The sequence below is a fragment of the Marinovum sp. genome (assembly GCF_048263515.1).
In the GTDB taxonomy this organism is placed as follows: Bacteria; Pseudomonadota; Alphaproteobacteria; order Rhodobacterales; family Rhodobacteraceae; genus Marinovum.
Genome location: NZ_JBLXEC010000001.1, coordinates 81,883 through 97,349, shown reverse-complemented (window position 1 = coordinate 97,349; position 15,467 = coordinate 81,883). Strand labels below are relative to the sequence as shown.

Genomic DNA, 15,467 nt, shown 5'->3' with positions numbered 1-15,467 from the left:
TCTGCGCCGCCGGCACGCCTATCTGGCCAGCCGGCGGGCGCGGCGGCTGAACCTCCGGCCGCCGGGGCAGGGGGCCTGCGCCCTCTGACCTCAACCTCATTCCAGGACATCAAGCCATGACACCCCAAGACATCGAACAGCGCATCGTCCGCTACGGCGAGCTGAAACCCTGCAAGACCGCCTTCATCGACGCCCATACTCCGGGCAGCGACCAGAAGGAGAACTTTACCATCATCGGCGGCGGCGTCAGCGAAAGCCCCGACCAGCACGTGCACATCACCATCCCGCACGGCTTCAACATCGGCGCGGCGGGCCAGCCGCCCAAGTGCCGCAACTCGATGCACAATCACCGCACCGCAGAAGTGTTCTTTGTGCTCTCGGGCCGCTGGCGGTTCTTCTGGGGCGAGAAGGGCGATGCCGGCGAGGTGATCATGGAAGAGGGCGACATCTTCAACATCCCCACCAATATCTTCCGCGGGTTCGAGAACATCGGCACCGACTACGGGATGATCATGGCGATCCTCGGCGGCGACGATGCCGGCGGCGGCGTGATCTGGGCGCCGCATGTGATCGAGGACGCCAAGGCGCATGGGCTGATCCTGGGCGACAACGGCAAGCTTTATGACAGCAAGAAGGGCGAGAGCCTGCCCGAGGGCGTGCAGCCGATGCCGCTGCTCACGCCGGAAGAACTGGCCAGGGTCGATTGCCCCAGCGCGCGCGAGGTGATCGGCGGCTATGTGCGGCGCTATCTCGATATGGTGGCGCTGGCGGGTGAAGGCCCGGTCAAGGTAATCGGCGAGACCGGCCTGATCCGCGACAAGCCGGGCTTCGAGGTCGATCTGCTGACCCGGGCCAATGCCCGTGCGGAGAAACACCAGCACGACAGGCCCTCTGTGTTGATGCCATTCAAGGGGCACTGGCGTGTCGACTGGGACGGCGGCAGCACGACGCTGGCGCCGGGCGACACGATGTCGGTGCCGGAGAGCCTGGCCCACAGCGCGGTCCCCTCGATGACCGGCGAGGCCGCGCTCTACCACGTGATCGCCACCGACGATCCGGCTGGCCGGACCTGGAGGGGCTGAGATGGGCGGCGCAGACCCCGACGCCACCCTGGCGGTCTATGACGAGACGGCGGCGGCCTATGATGCGCAGCGCTCGCGCTCGTTGTTCGAGGCCCGCTGGCTGGCGCGATTTGCCGCCTGCCTGCCCGAGGGCGGCCATGTGCTCGACCTTGGCTGCGGTGCGGGCGAGCCGATCGCGCGCTGGTTCCTGGCTGAAGGCTTCCGGCTGACCGGGGTGGATTTCGCCCCGGCCATGCTGGAGATCGCCCGCCGCCGCTGGCCGGAGGTCGACTGGTTTCAGGCCGACATGCGCGTGCTCGACCTCGGCCGGCGGTTCGACGGGATCGTCGCCTGGAACAGCTTCTTCCACCTCACCGTCGAGGACCAGCGCCGCACCATCGCCCGCATTGCCGACCACCTGGCGCCCGGTGGCGTGCTGTTGGCCACGGTCGGACCGGAGGAGGGCGAGGCCCAGGGCGAGGTTTCGGGCCGCCCCGTCTATCACGCCAGCCTCTCGCCCGCAGGCTATGCCCTGTTGCTGCAGGACCATGGCCTGCGGCTGACCGGCTTTCTCGCCGAAGACCCCGAGTGCAACAGCCACAGCGTGCTGATGGCGCGCAAGGAGGAATAGAGATGCCCGTAAAGACCACACATGTCGGATCGCTGCCGCGCAGCCAGAAGGTTGTGGACTTCATCTTCGCGCGTGAGAAGGGCGAGGACTACGATCTGCAGGCCTTCGACGCCGCCATGTCCGAGGCGGTATACGAGACCGTGCGCCGGCAGGCCGAGGCGGGGATCGACATCGTGTCGGACGGCGAGACCTCGAAGATCAGCTATGCCACCTATGTCAAGGATCGCTACACCGGCTTCGATGGCGACAGCCCGCGCAACGCCCCGGCGGACCTGAAGCAGTTTCCCACCTTCCTCAAGCGCCTTGCGGATGAGGGCGGCACGCCGCAATACGCCCGGCCGATGTGCGTCGGTGAGGTGAGGTCCAAGGGACAGGGCGAGCTGGAAAAGGACATCGCCAATCTCAAGGCGGGGATGGAAGCGCACGGCGTCGAGCGCGGCTTCATGAATGCCGCCTCGCCGGGGGTGATCTCGCTCTTCCTGCAGAACGATTACTACAAGACCCGCGACGCCTATCTCGCGGCGCTCGCCGACGCGATGAAGGCGGAATACGAGACCATCGTGGCGGCGGGGCTGGACCTGCAGCTCGATTGCCCGGACCTCGCGCTGTCGCGGCACATGCTGTTCAACGACCTGACCGATGCGGAGTTCGTCAAGATCGCCGGCAGCCACGTCGAGGCGCTGAACCACGCGCTGCGCGACGTGCCGGAAGACCGGGTGCGCATTCACATCTGCTGGGGCAATTACGAGGGCCCGCATGTCTGCGACATCCCGATGGCCAAGATGTTCGACACGCTGATGCAGGCCCGCGCCCGCCATGTGCTCTTCGAGACCTCCAACCCGCGGCACGGCCATGAATGGACCGTGTTCCGCGACCGCAAGGCAGACATTCCCGAGGATAAAGTGCTGGTGCCCGGAGTGGTCGACACCACGACGAACTTCGTCGAGCATCCCGACCTGGTGGCGCAACGGATCGAGCGCTTTGTCGAGATCGTCGGATCCGAGCGGGTGATCGCGGGCAGCGACTGCGGCTTTGGCACCTTTGCAGGCTATGGCGCGGTCGATCCCGAGATCGCCTATGCCAAGCTGGGCGCGCTGGCCGAGGGCGCGCGGCGCGCCAGATGACGCCGCTGCTGCTCTTGCCCGGCATGATGTGTGACGCGCGGCTCTTCGCGCCGCAGATCGCCGCCGTCTCGGGTTCCCGGCCGGTGCACTGCGCGCCGATTGGCGGGCATGACAGCATGCAGGCGCTGGCCGAAGAAGTGCTGGCCCATGCCCCGCCGCGTTTTGCGCTGGCCGGGCTCAGCATGGGCGGCATCGTCGCCATGGAGGTGCTGCGCCAGGCGCCGGAACGCGTGGCCGGTCTGGCGCTGCTCGACACCAACCCCAAGGCGGAGCTGGCCGAGGTCCGCGCTCGCCGCGAGCCGCAGATCGCCAGTGTGCGCGAGGGTCGGCTGGCGCAGGTGATGCGCGACGAGATGAAGCCCAACTACCTGACCGACGGGCCGCGGCGGGGCGAGATCCTCGATCTCTGCATGGATATGGCGCTGGCGCTGGGGCCGGAGGTCTTCGTCAACCAGTCGCGCGCGCTGGCCGGGCGGCCCGACCAGCAGGAGACCCTGCGCACCTATGGCGGCCCGGCGCTGGTGCTCTGCGGCCGCGACGACGCGCTTTGCCCGGTGGCGCGACACGAACTCATGGCCGATCTGCTGCCTGACGCGACGCTCACCATCATCGAGGGCGCGGGCCATCTGCCGACCCTCGAACAACCGCAAGAGACCAACGCGGCGCTTGCCCGCTGGCTGGAGAGAACATGACCCCCGAGCTTCTGGACCTTCTGCGCAAGGTCGACACGCCCACCGTCTGCAACGCCATCGAAGTGGTCGAGGGCAAGCGCGGTTTCGACCATTTCACCCGTGGCACGGTGCTCAGTAGTGACCCCGAAGCGGGCGCCATCGTGGGCTTTGCGCGCACCGCCAAAATCGCCGCCACGGCCCCGCCCACGGAAGCGCCAGAGGTGATCCGCACCCGCCGCATGGAGTACTACCGCCACATGGCCACCGGCCCGCGCCCGGCGCTGGCGGTGATCGAGGATCTCGACGGCGTGGATGCCGTGGGCGCCTATTGGGGCGAAATCAACACCAATGTTCACAAGGGCTTTGGCCTGTCGGGGGCGCTGACCAACGGGGTGATGCGCGACCTGGGCGACCTGCCCGAGGGCTTTCCAGTGATCGCCGGCTCCATCGGCCCGAGCCATGGCTTCGTGCACGTGCGCGAGATCGCCACGCCGGTTACCGTCTTCGGGCTGACCATTGCCGACGGAGAGCTTGTCCATGCCGACCGCCACGGCGCGCTGGTGATCCCGCAGGATTACATCACCGAGCTGGGCGCGGCGATTGCGAAGATGCAGGCCACCGAGGCCATCGTTCTGGACGCCGCCCGCGCGCCGGGGTTCGATTTCGACGCATTCGAGACAGCCTGGTCGGCCTTCGAGAAAGCCCGAACCTGAGCTTCTGATGGACGAGGTCCGGAGCGGCGGGGCTGTCGCTGAACCAGGGCGGGGTGCCGGTGTCGCCCCGTCCGGGCTTTTTCGCGCTGTCCTGCACCGGACACTCGAAAACCGCAGCGACAAATCCCGCACGCCTTTTCGACATCCGCGAGGGCGCGGTGCCCTCGAAGTGGCGTTTCCGCAAACCAACGCAGGCGTCTGGTGTGCGGTGTCAGGGGTGTCGAGAGAAACGCACACCCTTAGGGCCGGCGTGTTGTCGTCACGCCCTTTGCGCGGACTTCCTTTCCGGCGTAGACTGCCTCCGGCGTAGAGGTCGCAAGCCGATGATGTGCCTACGGAAGATCACTGCAATGCTTTCATTCACCGTCTGGGCCGTTCTGGCGACCCAGGCTGGCGGTGCGGGCTTGCTGGACGGCAAGGTGTTTTCCGGGATGATAGGTCCCGCGGATGGCCCGGATCTGGCGGACAGTCTCTTCTTTGAAGACGGGTATTTCTGGTCGGACATCTGCACCCGCTGCGGATTTGTTCCGGGCGAATACGTCTCCGAAGACACCGGCGCCGGGATTGCGTTCAGCGGCACGCTGGAGAGCCCGTCGCGCGGCCGGTTCGCGTATCGTGGCTTGGTGCAGGACGACGGCGCGATCAGTGTCGCCATCCGCTGGGAGCGTCGCCGATGGTATTGGACGTCACGCCGGGAGATCGCCTTTGTGGGTCACCGGGCGCAGACGCCGTCCCCCGGGCTGTCCGGGATCAGGTCGCGGATCAAGGACAGCGACCCGGATCGGAATCCCGCATGCGCGCGCTTCTGACCCGTCTGTGGGCGGTGCGCCGGGCCATGCTGGTCTATGCCGTTCTTCTTCTCGGTGGCTGGCTGGCCGGTGCCCTGATACGCAACATCACCATTCCCGAAATGCGCCCGATGACCGAGCCGATGATACATCTCTTCGTCATGGGGGCCTTCGTGATCTACGTCATTGCCGCTGCAATCCCCTTCGTGCCCGGGGCGGAAATCGGGTTCGCCCTGCTCCTCATGTTCGGCGCCAAGGTCGCTCCATTGGTCTACGCCGGAATGGTGTTCGCCCTGCTTCTATCCTATTGCGTCGCCGCCCTTCTCCCCGCGCACAGCCTTGCCGCTGCGCTGTCCTGGCTGGGGCTGCGACGGGCCTCCGCCTTCGTGACCGAACTGGGGCGCGCCAGCGAGGAGGAGCGGAAGAAGTTGCTGGTCGATGCGATGCCGTCATTTGTCGGGACCCGATTTCTGAGACATCGGTATCTGGTCCTGGCTGTATTGCTCAACACACCGGGCAACTCGCTCATCGGAGGCGGCGGTGGTCTGGCCTTCCTCGCGCAGGGCAGCGGGGTGTTCAGGATCGGGCCCTTTCTGGCCACCGTCCTTGTCGCGGTGGCACCGATCCCGGCGCTGTTTCTGCTGTCACGGGGTTGAAGGTCCGCAACGCGGCGCACCTAAGGGGTCATGACATTCGCGGCATACACCCAGAACCCGACGTGGGCCGCCAGCCCAAAGAGCATGAGATTGAACAGCAGCCGACCGACCGGGCCTTTCATCTGACGGGCCGCGACGTGACCCTTGAAGGGACGGTTGGCAAGATATCCGGGCAGCATCCGCGCGCGCAGCCAGCCGTACCGAGGCGTGGTGTCGTCATTCTCTGCAATGACCCTGGCGCCGGTGATGAATTTGCCGATCTGCCAGCCGACAAAGCCCACAAGCGTCAGCAGGGCCGACCCCAGCATCCACCACGTGGTCCATGCGATGTCGGAGATCGGAACGTCGTAGATCGTCATGAGCCTTGCTCCCTGGTCCTTGTTGGTGTGGGGCGGCTGCGGGTCGCGTCGCTGGCCATGAAGATATTGGCCACGCCCACGAACAGCAGGATCCCGATGATGGTGAGCGCCCCGCGCATCGACTTTTCGCGCATGGCGGGGTCGATCATGCGGGTGTCGGGATCGTCGGGAAGATAGCGGATCGGGACGCGCTGGGGCGGGTCGTGACTGTCGTAATAGCTGCGGGTCACCGGCACCCTGCCGCGCCGCATCTTGTCGCCGACCGTGAAGCCGACGGTCATCACGTAGGAATACCGCGGCCGATCGGTGCCGCTGCGGATGATCCGTTTGGAAATGATGGTCGCCCGGGATTCGACGCCCCGGGCCTCCAGCTCGCGATAATGGCTGTCGGAGCTGTGATAGCTCCAGAGCCCGTAGAGCAGGGCAAGGACAAAGGGCAGCGCCAGCACCGCGCAGCGGATCAGGGGATGGTCCGTCTTGCCCGTCGGGGGCGTGGGTCCGGTGGTCTCACCCATGGGCGACCCCCTTTCCGCCCTGCAACCAGCGCAGCAGGCAGATCGCCGCGATGATCGCCGGGACGAGCAGCACCAGCCCGATCAGAGCGATGGTGACGGGCAGGGCCCAGAGCTGTTCGAACCGGTCCTGCCGGACGTCCTGTTTGCGCTCGGGGTCGAAGAAGATGTCGTGCCGAGAGCCGATCTCGAAGTTCCAGTTCGGCGACGACTGCCCGGTGCTGGCCTCGGTCACCTCGGTTTCGGAAAACCGGTAGCGGAAGACCGGAGAATAATCCGTCGTTGCACCGTCCCAGGGGTTCCACCCCTCCCAGGCATAGACGCGGACCACCTCGCCGGTGGTGCGCTGGGCCTTGGAGACGAAGGCGTAGCTTTCCAGCCCGATCGCCGCGGCGGTGCCGAGAAACAGAACCGGCAGCACGAAGATCAGCACCCAGACCCGCCAGGATGCCTGCCGCCTGCCATCGCCTGTCGTGCGCAACAGGAAGAGTTGCGTCATGTTGAGCTGGATGAGCGCGGTCCGCAGCATGGCGAAGGTCCTTTCCTCGGTCGGCCTCAGGCCGCCTGCACCTCGGGGCCCGCCCGCAGCGGATCGGGTCCGTAGTCATTGTCGCCGGGATCGCCCTTGAGAAAGCCCAACTCGACGATCATCCAGAGCGCCACTGCCATGGCCATCCACATGACAACGGTCGTTCCGATCCCGGGCACCATGACTTGCGTGCCGGCCAGTTCGACCGGAGCATAGCCGATCTTGAAGAAGCTCACGAGTTGCATGACCGCGCCCGGGGTCACGAAGATGACGGCCCAAGGCAGGGCCGGCTTGCCGCGATCGTGCAGACGTTTCACGATGACCGCGGACCAGATGTAGACCAGCCCCGCCGACAGGACGAGTTGACCCAGTAACAAGGCGATGCCGCCGGGAAACACCGACATCAATGCGAGGCCGGCGCCGATGGATATGACGAGCATCCCCAGAAACCCGAGCCAGAAACCCTTGCGCGAGATACGTCCGTCGAAACTTGTGAAAAGGTCCATATCCTGTGTCCTCCTGAAGCGAGTGCCAGGCTGTCATTTGCCTGGGCTGTGATGGTCAGTTGATCCACGTCCAGGCCCGAATTCGGCGTTTGCATTCGTGCTGGACACGGCAGAATTGCCAGGGCTTGGGGCATGCCGGCCGTATGTCGGGGATGGTCTGCGACTGTCCTTGTCATGTCGCTCTCTTCGAACACCTTTCCGCGAACCCCGGCCTGACAATTTCACCGGCGGGGTGCAGAGGGGCTCATTCCCCGGGCAGTGCTGTCAGTTCAGCGCCACCTGATCGGCCGGCGGCCTCCACGCCGACGCCATTGCGCAGGATCATGAAGCCGAAGAGCGCCATGGAGCCTACCGCCAGAACCGACCCGATCTTTGCCAGGGTCTCGCCCTGATCGGTGATCGCCAGAACGATACCAGGCGTCAGCAGCGCGACCGCCGCGACGGTCAGCCCATAGTGGACGAGCGCCAGGCGAGTTTGCGCAGCCTGCGGAGCAAGGGCGTAGTAGCCTCCGAAAATCGACATGGCCACAAAGCCGATCAGGTTCAGGTGGCCATGTGCCGGCGAAAGCGTGTGGTCATGGCTGGCCGACATCTGAATGCCCCAGATCATGCCGCACAGGCCGCAAAACGCCCCCGTCGCGAAGAACCATTTTGAAATCGATATCATCAATCCTGTCTCCCAAATTGCCCGGGACGGCCCCCAAAGGCCGAACAGGCCGAGGCTTGTCAGGCCGGGCCGACGATCGTCATTCCGCTGGCCTTGGCCGCGGTCAGAACGGCCGGGATGTCGGGAACGCCCGGGTCGGGCAAGGTGGTCTGGTTGTCCGGCAGCGGCGTGCCGATCGAGGTAAAGAATGTCTCGTGCATGTGGCCGGGCGCATTCACGATCAGCAGGCGCGCCGGGCTCTCGCCCACCGCCTCGAACGCGTGCACGGCGCCGTCGGGAATGGCGACATAATCCCCCGAGCGCGCGGTAAAGGCGTCGTCCCCGATGCGGAAAGCCACGTCGCCCTCAAGGATGAAGAAGGCCTCCGTTTCGCCCGCATGATGGTTAGGCGGGGCACCGGCTCCCACGGGCACGGTACACTCGACAAGACAGAACTTGTTCATGGCTTCATCGGGAAATGCATGAAACCGCAACAGGATGTTCAGGACATTGTAGGTCCGGGGACGGTCGGTCATGGCAAATCTCCTTGCGACTCGAAATCTGTGATATATGATACTCGAGTCTCTTTATAAAACAATAGTCTCATAAAAGGCGTGAGCATGGGCACGACCCGCGAACGACGATCTCAAAAATCCCGCACGCGGGAGGCGCTTCTGGAAGGGGCGCGGGCGATGATGCTCGCCGGCGAGCCGCTGAGCGTCGCGGCCGCCGCCGAACGGGTGGGTATTTCAAAGGCGACGGCCTATCGGTATTTTTCCGATCCCGGTGTGATGGCAGCCGAAGCCGGGCTGGCCGTGCAGGTCAAATCCTATGATGACATCATCGCAGGCGCGCGATCCCCGGCCGAGAAACTGCGGGCGGTCAGCGCATACTTCTTCGATCTGGCCTTGACCCATGAAGCCGGGTTTCGACAGTTCCTTGCGCGGTCGCTCGATGCCTGGGGTGTGGAAGGCGGCCAACTGGCCACCCGTCGCGGGGCGCGCCGCATCGCCATGTTCGAAGCGGCGCTGGAGGGCACCGAGATGTCCAAAGAGCAGAAAGCGCGCCTTGTCCGGGCGCTTGCCGTGGCGACAGGAACCGAAGCGATGGTCGTTCTTCTCGACGTGGCGCGGGCTGACCTGGACACGGCGCGTCAGACAGTCACGGACATCACCCAGGCGCTGATCGACGCCTATCTTCCGGCAGAGGCTGCGGGTCATGGCTGAACGCCTGTTCACAGGCCGCCACGCAGAGGGGGCGCGAGGCGTCGGTTCAGATCGCCTTCATTTTCCGGACCCTCTCGATCCGCAGGTCCTGCGCCTGCCGCAGCGCCGCCTTGGCCATGGCAGGTCACCCGGGCACGCCAGCCCTGATCCCCTGCGTTGGCCGAGGCGCCCGATCCGCAGGTTGATCCGAGTGCCGCGTCTGACCAGACGCACCGGAGTTTCAGTCGCCACGACACCAATCGATCCTCAGGCGCCGCCTCTACCCCCGCCGGGCCATCACGTGGTCCATCGTCAGATCGAGCACCTGAACGTCGTTCTGGTTGTAGGTCCGGTAGCGGAACCGGACCGTCCCGCGGTCGGGCTTCGAGCGTGAGGGCGTCAGGACCTCGACCGTGACGCGCGCATGCAGCGTGTCGCCGGGGCACACCGGAGCAAGCCACCGCACCTCGTCCATCCCGTGCCCGCCCAGGTTCGTGCCGGTCAGCACGCCGGTGTCCCGAAAGAGCCGGAAGGTAAGCGCGATGGTCTGGAAACCGCTGGCAATGATCCCGCCGAAGATCGACTTCGTCGCCGCCAACTTGTCGACGTGAAAGGGCTGGGGGTCATGCGTCAGCGCAAAGTCGATGATCGCGCTCTCGGTGAGCGTGATCCCACCGGTCTCGAAGAGATCACCGACCGAAAAATCATCGAAGTATTTGCCGCTTGCCATGCCGAAAGCATAGAGGGCGTGCGAGATGCGCGTCAACGACGACGATGCGTTGAGCCGGCTCCCGAGGTGCAGCCCGACGAGCGGGGGCGCGGCACTCCGGCGCGCCCTGTCGCAGGTTTATGAGGGAAAACGGACACATCCCTGGCTGCGTGAGATCCTTGGCGGACATGATTGGCCTCCCGATGATGCCTTGATGGGTCAGCATCAACACAGCATCGCCGGCGCCACGCCTCGAATGAAATTCGCGCAGGACCGCTGGCGGAAAAGTTATATGGCCTTGGGGCCGGCGCTCTTCAGGCCTGCGCTGCAGCAACAGCAAGCGCCACTTCGAGCGAACATGACAAAGACCGCGGCTTTCGCTCCGGCGTTTTGCGCTTGTCAGGGGAGATGGGGGCTCTGCCCCCGGCCTGTGGCCTCCCCCGAGGGTATTTTGAGCAAGAGGAAGACACGGGCGCGGGTCCTGTCTTCTTCTGTTTGAAAATACCCTCGAGGGGGTTGGGGGGCAGGCCCCCCAAGTCTGCATCTGATTTTGTGGGCGAAGCTGGCAGTTCAGCGCTGCGGTAAAGGCCGCGCTGTAAGTCGCCACTTACGATGTGAGTCAGTTGCAGCGATCAAGCGCCTGCGACCGTCCCGTGGTGCGGGGTGCGGCTGATCGGACAAGCTGTGTGCCGACCGTGAGCGCGCCGGCGTCCTGGTCTTGTGTCGACAAGGAGCCAGCGTTTCGACCGGCCGCGCGGCAGCCTCACCGGGGCCGGTCGGATGCCAGATCAGGGTCGAGGCTGCTGCTTCATTCCCGCTCGACGCCGCCAAGGCGCGGCGCATGGACGTGGGTTCTGACAAGGAAGGCCGCGGCCGCGCCTGCGGTGGCGCCGAACAGGTGCGCCTCCCACGACACGCCGGGCTGACCCGGCAGGACGCCCCAGAGCATGGAGCCGAACAGAAAACCGACCAGCAGCGCCGCAGCCAGCGTGACCGGCGAGCGATCCACCAGGCCGCGCGCCACGAGGAAGCCGAACCAGCCGAAGATCAGCCCTGACGCGCCGATATGGATGGCGGCGCTTCCGAACAGCCAGACCAGCCCGCCGCCCAGACCGATCACCACCGCGTTCACCGCCAGCAAGGCGCGCGCGGCGGTGGCCACCAGAAGCCCGCCCATCACCAGGAGCGGCGGCGTATTGGCCAGCAGATGCGCGAAGCTTCCATGCAGGAGGGGCATGGCGACGACGCCGTCCAGGCCGCTGACGTGCCGGGGGATCAGGCCGAAGGCCGGGTTGAGGCCATAGCCGGTGATCCAGTTGACGATCTGGAGCGCCCAGAGCAGCCCGACAAACCCTGCCAGTGCCGTGGCGCGCCGCAGGAAGGCGCGCATGTGTTCGCGGTTCTTCATGTCGGCGAAGGTAGGCGGCTCCGGGATGCGTTCAATAGCTTTTCCGCCTGCGGCGTGTTCGGGGGCCCGCCACAATCCGCTCCCCCTCATCCGATCTGGGCACCGGGGCGGTCAGGGCCGCCCCGTCCAACCTCTGCGATCGCGAAGAGCGATCAAGGGAGCTTGATTTGACAGGGAACGGCCAACCCCTTAGGGCTTGCAGGCTGTAGGAGAGGCTGAAGCGCCGCCGGAATTTAGCCGTCTGAAGCCAACGAAGCCGCGATGCGCCGGAAGAGCCGGAAGCGGCAGGCATCGCCGATCGGCGCGTGGTCTCGTGACGCGCCACGTCTCACGAGCGTCGCGACAGGTTGCCCCTGAGGATGATCTGGGTGATCAGCCGGGCGGCGGCCGCATGCGTCTCCGGCTCGGGCCCCGTGCCATTGGCGTTCTCGTGCGTCGCCGCCGCGTCGCGCAGAATGCCGACGATCTCGGGCTCCGGCAGAAGGCCGCGATCGTGCAAGGCGAGCAGGAGTGCCTCGCAGATCGACAGGGCCGCGATACCTGCGGGGTCTGGTAGGTGTGACATGAGTGTCGATCCTTGTTGGGTCGCATGACCGCGCGAGGGCGCGAGATGAGGGCCCAGTATGGCCGGTGTTTCACCGCGAGGGACTGATCGAAAGCAGCGCCGAAGGCCAATTCACGCGCATGGGGTATGCCCTTGAAGGACGATCGATGACCGAGGAGACCAGCCCGCTCACCCGCAAGCTCGGGGCCTTTGTGGCCCTGTCGGGCGAAGAGCTGGCTGTCCTTGACCGGCTGCACCGGCGACGAAAGACCTTCAAGGCCGGGCAGGACCTCGTGCATCAGGGGCAATCGGAGCAGGCGGCCTATATTCTCGCCTCCGGCTGGGTGGTGTCCTACAAAATTCAGCCCGACGGGTCGCGGCAGATCGTCGATTTCCAGATCCCCGGCGATTTCCTCGGGTTGCGCAGCGTCCTGTTGCACACCTCGGATCACGGCATCGAGGCGATCGTCGACATCGAGGCGGCCGAGGTTCTGGTTAGCGATCTTCTTCAGGCCTTCGCCCGGACGCCACGGCTGGCGACTGCCATCCTCTGGGCGGTGTCGCGTGACGAGGCGATGGTGGTCGAACATCTGGTGGGGCTGGGCCGGCGTGACGCGGATGCGCGGATGGCGCATTTCCTGCTGGAACTCGGCGTCCGGCTGTCGCTGGTCGGGCTCGGCACACGTCAGGGCTATGGCTGCCCGCTGACGCAGTATCATCTGGCCGATGCGCTTGGGCTGAGCGCCGTCCACGTCAACCGCGTGCTGCGCAAGCTGCGCGAGGACGGGCTGGTGACGTTTCGGGATGGCAAGGTGACGTTCGATGACTACAAGCGTCTGGTGGCGCTGGCGGATTTCGACCCGGCCTATCTGGATCAGTCGCGGCCGTTGTTGCCATGAAACAGCCGCCCGCATCGCGGCGGGCGGCCCGGGCTCGCTGTCAGGTCCGGGCGGCTCACATGAGCGCGCGTCCGGCTTCCTTGAGCTGCTTGTGTGCTTCTTCATCGTTCTCGGCTTCATGCGCCACTTTTGCGGCGTCATAATGTTTCTGCGACTTGGTCTTCTTGGGGCCGTCGATCGCCTTGTCCAAGGCAGACTTTATCGAGGCCATATGTTTGACGGTATGGTTTTCCTGGGTTTGGTCATCGTTGCTCATTGTGGTGTCCTTTCCTGGACGGTCCGAACAAGAAGCGGAAGGATCGCGCAGCTCTCGAGAAACCACACGGTCCTCACGCCTCGGAAATTGTTTGAAAAGAATGCCGACCGATAAACGGAAGGCCGGCCTGACTTAACCCGATTGGCTGCACCGGCGCACTGACGCAGATCAGCCCCCCTGCGCGAGAAAGACGAACCGCGCCAGAACCACGCCGCAGACAAGGGCGATCAGCACCCATCGGAGGGGGATCGGCGAGGCGATGCTCCACATGGCGTCGGGCAGTTTCGGCGCGGACACCGGCGACCGGCTCGGCAGCAAGGCGACAAGGCGTATCGCCACGCTGTTGCTGGCGCGCGCCAGAACCGGAATGTCGGAAATCTCGGCAAGGTGGGCCTTGAGCCGGGCTTGGGCCTCCGGCCGTTTCAGGCGCGCAAGCTCTTGCGCCTCGGTCCAGGGTTCGAGCCCGAGACGCGCCAGCGCGGACAGAACGCTCACGCGCGTGCCGGTCGCATCCTCGCCCACTTCCGCGTGCAGAAAGGCATCGTAGTCCGGGCCATCCGGACGAAGAACGTCTGAGATTGTCATGGGGCTTCCTTTCGGCCTGCAGGGTCCTGGCCCGCCTGGCGCGGGCTGAGAAGAGGTCCCGCCGCCGGATCCCGGGACCCTGCCATTTGAGGTATCTTGCCGGAAATGAAACCGTTCCGCGCTAACTTCGATCAGCACCGGACGCCGGAGATGGCCCTAAGGTGATCCGGGATGCCTTGCCCGGAGCATGTGCCACGACGAGGGCGTCCTGACCGGACCACAACACTGACGGAAACTGACGGAAAGAGGCCCCGGGGAGGCAAGCGCCTCCCGCCGGATCGAAGGGTGCGTTCTGCGATCCCTTCGCGCCGGGCCGCACCGATCAGACCGCGATGCCACCGACCACGACGAGCGCAGCGGCGCATGCCCCCGTGCATGCCCCTGTGACCGATGAAACCAGACATGACAGCGAAGCGGCGCTTTCCCCGTTGGAGGACTTTCTCATGACCACACCCGATTGGCTCAGACCCGGCATCTACGGCGCCGTTGCCGGCGCTGCCTTTGTCGCGATTGTCGGATTTTCCTGGGGCGGCTGGATGACCGGCGGCGGGGCTGACAAATACGCCGGTGACCGGGCGCAATCCGAAGTGGTTGCGGCACTGGTGCCGATCTGCGTCGAGAATGCGCGCACCGACATCCAGCGCGGCGAAAAGCTTGCCACCATCCGCGACGCTTCGACCTTCAAGCGACGTGACGCGCTGATGGCCGCCGGATGGGCGACCGTGCCCGGCACCGAGGCGCCCAATCGGGATCTGGCGCAGGCCTGCCTCGCCGGACTTGACCTGAATGCCTCCTGATCCGGTAGCGCCTCTGCGGCGCGGCGCAGGCACGGTGATCCTGTGCCTCGCGCTTGTCCTTTCGGGGATTGTCGCAGGTGCATCCGCCGCCCTGGCGCAGGCCGCGACCGTGCCCGAGAACGCCCACGCCAGAAGCTACGGCGACGGCTGGGAGTGCGACCGGGGCTTCCGGCCCGAAGGCGACGGCTGCGAGAGCATCACCGTGCCCGAGAATGCCTATCCGACCAACCGGACCTACGGGTTGGGGTGGGCCTGCCAGCACGGATACCTCCGGGTCGACGAAACGGCCTGTGTCGAGGTGGCCGTGCCCGCCGGTGGCTACCTCGACCCGTCAGGAGAAAGCTGGAGCTGCCTGCGCGGCTACAAGAAGACCGGCGATCTCTGCGAGGAAGTCATCCTGCCCGCCAATGCCTATCTCTCCGACGAGACGCGCGGATCGGTATGGACCTGCGAACGGGGATACGAGGGGAAAGGCGACGGCTGCGTGGTGATCACGGTGCCGGAGAACGCCTATCCGAACGGCGCGAGCTATGGGCAGACCTGGAGCTGCAACCGTGGCTACAGAGAACGCGACGGCGCCTGTGAAGCCGTTGTCGTGCCCGAAAACGCCTACTTCCACGACGTGAGCTACGGCCCAAGCTGGCGCTGCAACCGTGGCTTCGAAGCCGTGGACAAGGGCTGCGTCGCCATCGTGCTTCCCGCCAATGCGCATCTCGACAGAACCGGCAACCGCTGGGAATGCAACCGGAACCACCAGCTCTCGAGGGGCCGTTGCCTGCTGAACGAATAGCTCTGTCGATCGGAAACCGAAACCCGGCGCACGGAGCCGGACGCAGCCGCGACACCTGCGTCCTGAAGCTGTCCGGCG

At 65.6% G+C, this 15,467-nt stretch carries 22 protein-coding genes; 11 read left to right on the top strand and 11 right to left on the bottom strand.

Going from position 1 to position 15,467, the window contains the following annotated elements; all coding sequences use genetic code 11:
- Window positions 1–116 precede the first annotated feature (116 nt).
- The 7 genes from ACN0SE_RS00510 (at window position 117) to ACN0SE_RS00480 (ending at window position 5,644) form a co-directional block, all read left to right on the top strand.
- A complete protein-coding gene (locus ACN0SE_RS00510) occupies window positions 117–1,082 on the top strand; it encodes a cupin domain-containing protein (protein ID WP_417522507.1) in 966 nt (321 codons plus the stop codon).
- A gap of 1 nt (window position 1,083) precedes the next feature.
- Complete coding sequence (locus ACN0SE_RS00505; RefSeq protein ID WP_417522506.1) at window positions 1,084–1,692, top strand: class I SAM-dependent DNA methyltransferase; 609 nt, start codon at window positions 1,084–1,086, stop codon at window positions 1,690–1,692.
- Between the two features lie 2 nt (window positions 1,693–1,694).
- Complete coding sequence (locus tag ACN0SE_RS00500) at window positions 1,695–2,816, top strand: cobalamin-independent methionine synthase II family protein (protein ID WP_417522505.1); 1,122 nt, start codon at window positions 1,695–1,697, stop codon at window positions 2,814–2,816.
- Window positions 2,813–3,508, top strand: a complete 696-nt coding sequence (locus ACN0SE_RS00495) for an alpha/beta fold hydrolase (protein WP_417522504.1) — start codon at window positions 2,813–2,815, stop codon at window positions 3,506–3,508. Before ACN0SE_RS00500 ends, ACN0SE_RS00495 begins: the two co-directional genes overlap by 4 nt.
- Window positions 3,505–4,200 carry an RraA family protein gene (locus tag ACN0SE_RS00490; protein ID WP_417522503.1) on the top strand — a complete coding sequence of 232 codons (696 nt, stop codon included), beginning with the start codon at window positions 3,505–3,507 and terminating at the stop codon, window positions 4,198–4,200. The genes ACN0SE_RS00495 and ACN0SE_RS00490 overlap by 4 nt, the downstream gene beginning before the upstream one ends.
- Window positions 4,201–4,550: 350 nt before the next feature.
- Complete coding sequence (locus ACN0SE_RS00485; protein ID WP_417522502.1) at window positions 4,551–5,009, top strand: hypothetical protein; 459 nt, start codon at window positions 4,551–4,553, stop codon at window positions 5,007–5,009.
- Window positions 4,994–5,644, top strand: a complete 651-nt coding sequence (locus tag ACN0SE_RS00480; RefSeq protein WP_417522501.1) for a hypothetical protein — start codon at window positions 4,994–4,996, stop codon at window positions 5,642–5,644. Before ACN0SE_RS00485 ends, ACN0SE_RS00480 begins: the two co-directional genes overlap by 16 nt.
- A 20-nt stretch (window positions 5,645–5,664) precedes the next feature.
- Here the strand turns inward: ACN0SE_RS00480 and ACN0SE_RS00475 are convergent, their stop codons facing one another.
- From ACN0SE_RS00475 to ACN0SE_RS00450, 6 genes are all read right to left on the bottom strand, one after another.
- Complete coding sequence (locus tag ACN0SE_RS00475) at window positions 5,665–6,003, bottom strand: hypothetical protein (protein ID WP_417522500.1); 339 nt, start codon at window positions 6,001–6,003, stop codon at window positions 5,665–5,667.
- Entirely contained in the window at window positions 6,000–6,518 is a 519-nt protein-coding gene (locus ACN0SE_RS00470; protein ID WP_417522499.1) for a DUF3592 domain-containing protein, read from the bottom strand. The genes ACN0SE_RS00475 and ACN0SE_RS00470 overlap by 4 nt, the downstream gene beginning before the upstream one ends.
- Window positions 6,511–7,044, bottom strand: a complete 534-nt coding sequence (locus ACN0SE_RS00465) for a DUF3592 domain-containing protein (RefSeq protein WP_417522498.1) — start codon at window positions 7,042–7,044, stop codon at window positions 6,511–6,513. Before ACN0SE_RS00465 ends, ACN0SE_RS00470 begins: the two co-directional genes overlap by 8 nt.
- A 26-nt stretch (window positions 7,045–7,070) precedes the next feature.
- Window positions 7,071–7,550, bottom strand: coding sequence for a DUF805 domain-containing protein (locus tag ACN0SE_RS00460; RefSeq protein ID WP_417522497.1), 480 nt, complete (start codon window positions 7,548–7,550; stop codon window positions 7,071–7,073).
- 244 nt (window positions 7,551–7,794) lie between these two features.
- Window positions 7,795–8,217 carry a hypothetical protein gene (locus tag ACN0SE_RS00455; protein ID WP_417522496.1) on the bottom strand — a complete coding sequence of 141 codons (423 nt, stop codon included), beginning with the start codon at window positions 8,215–8,217 and terminating at the stop codon, window positions 7,795–7,797.
- A gap of 59 nt (window positions 8,218–8,276) precedes the next feature.
- Window positions 8,277–8,732: a cupin domain-containing protein gene (locus ACN0SE_RS00450; protein ID WP_417522495.1), complete on the bottom strand. Its 456-nt coding sequence runs from the start codon at window positions 8,730–8,732 to the stop codon at window positions 8,277–8,279.
- Between the two features lie 84 nt (window positions 8,733–8,816).
- Here ACN0SE_RS00450 and ACN0SE_RS00445 point away from each other — a divergent pair, with 84 nt between their 5' ends.
- Complete coding sequence (locus ACN0SE_RS00445) at window positions 8,817–9,422, top strand: TetR/AcrR family transcriptional regulator (protein WP_417522494.1); 606 nt, start codon at window positions 8,817–8,819, stop codon at window positions 9,420–9,422.
- Between the two features lie 259 nt (window positions 9,423–9,681).
- Here the strand turns inward: ACN0SE_RS00445 and ACN0SE_RS00440 are convergent, their stop codons facing one another.
- The 3 genes from ACN0SE_RS00440 to ACN0SE_RS00430 form a co-directional block, all read right to left on the bottom strand.
- Window positions 9,682–10,131, bottom strand: a complete 450-nt coding sequence (locus ACN0SE_RS00440) for a MaoC family dehydratase (RefSeq protein ID WP_417522493.1) — start codon at window positions 10,129–10,131, stop codon at window positions 9,682–9,684.
- A 787-nt stretch (window positions 10,132–10,918) separates the two neighbouring features.
- Complete coding sequence (locus tag ACN0SE_RS00435) at window positions 10,919–11,518, bottom strand: rhomboid family intramembrane serine protease (RefSeq protein WP_417522492.1); 600 nt, start codon at window positions 11,516–11,518, stop codon at window positions 10,919–10,921.
- Window positions 11,519–11,846: 328 nt separating this feature from the next.
- Window positions 11,847–12,083, bottom strand: coding sequence for a hypothetical protein (locus ACN0SE_RS00430; protein WP_417522491.1), 237 nt, complete (start codon window positions 12,081–12,083; stop codon window positions 11,847–11,849).
- A 146-nt stretch (window positions 12,084–12,229) separates the two neighbouring features.
- On the opposite strand from ACN0SE_RS00430, the gene ACN0SE_RS00425 reads away from it, so the two are divergent.
- Window positions 12,230–12,961, top strand: a complete 732-nt coding sequence (locus ACN0SE_RS00425; protein WP_417522490.1) for a Crp/Fnr family transcriptional regulator — start codon at window positions 12,230–12,232, stop codon at window positions 12,959–12,961.
- 55 nt (window positions 12,962–13,016) lie between these two features.
- Here the strand turns inward: ACN0SE_RS00425 and ACN0SE_RS00420 are convergent, their stop codons facing one another.
- Together ACN0SE_RS00420 and ACN0SE_RS00415 are read right to left on the bottom strand one after the other, a co-directional pair.
- Window positions 13,017–13,217: a hypothetical protein gene (locus ACN0SE_RS00420; RefSeq protein ID WP_417522489.1), complete on the bottom strand. Its 201-nt coding sequence runs from the start codon at window positions 13,215–13,217 to the stop codon at window positions 13,017–13,019.
- Between the two features lie 168 nt (window positions 13,218–13,385).
- Window positions 13,386–13,802 carry a hypothetical protein gene (locus ACN0SE_RS00415; RefSeq protein ID WP_417522488.1) on the bottom strand — a complete coding sequence of 139 codons (417 nt, stop codon included), beginning with the start codon at window positions 13,800–13,802 and terminating at the stop codon, window positions 13,386–13,388.
- Between the two features lie 443 nt (window positions 13,803–14,245).
- Between ACN0SE_RS00415 and ACN0SE_RS00410 the strand changes: the two genes are divergently transcribed.
- On the top strand, window positions 14,246–14,599 hold the full coding sequence (locus tag ACN0SE_RS00410; RefSeq protein ID WP_417522487.1) for a hypothetical protein: 354 nt from the start codon (window positions 14,246–14,248) through the stop codon (window positions 14,597–14,599).
- The gene (locus ACN0SE_RS00405) at window positions 14,589–15,389 is read left to right on the top strand and encodes a hypothetical protein (RefSeq protein ID WP_417522486.1); all 801 of its coding nucleotides are present in this window, start codon (window positions 14,589–14,591) and stop codon (window positions 15,387–15,389) included. Before ACN0SE_RS00410 ends, ACN0SE_RS00405 begins: the two co-directional genes overlap by 11 nt.
- The last annotated feature ends 78 nt before the right edge of the window (window positions 15,390–15,467 follow it).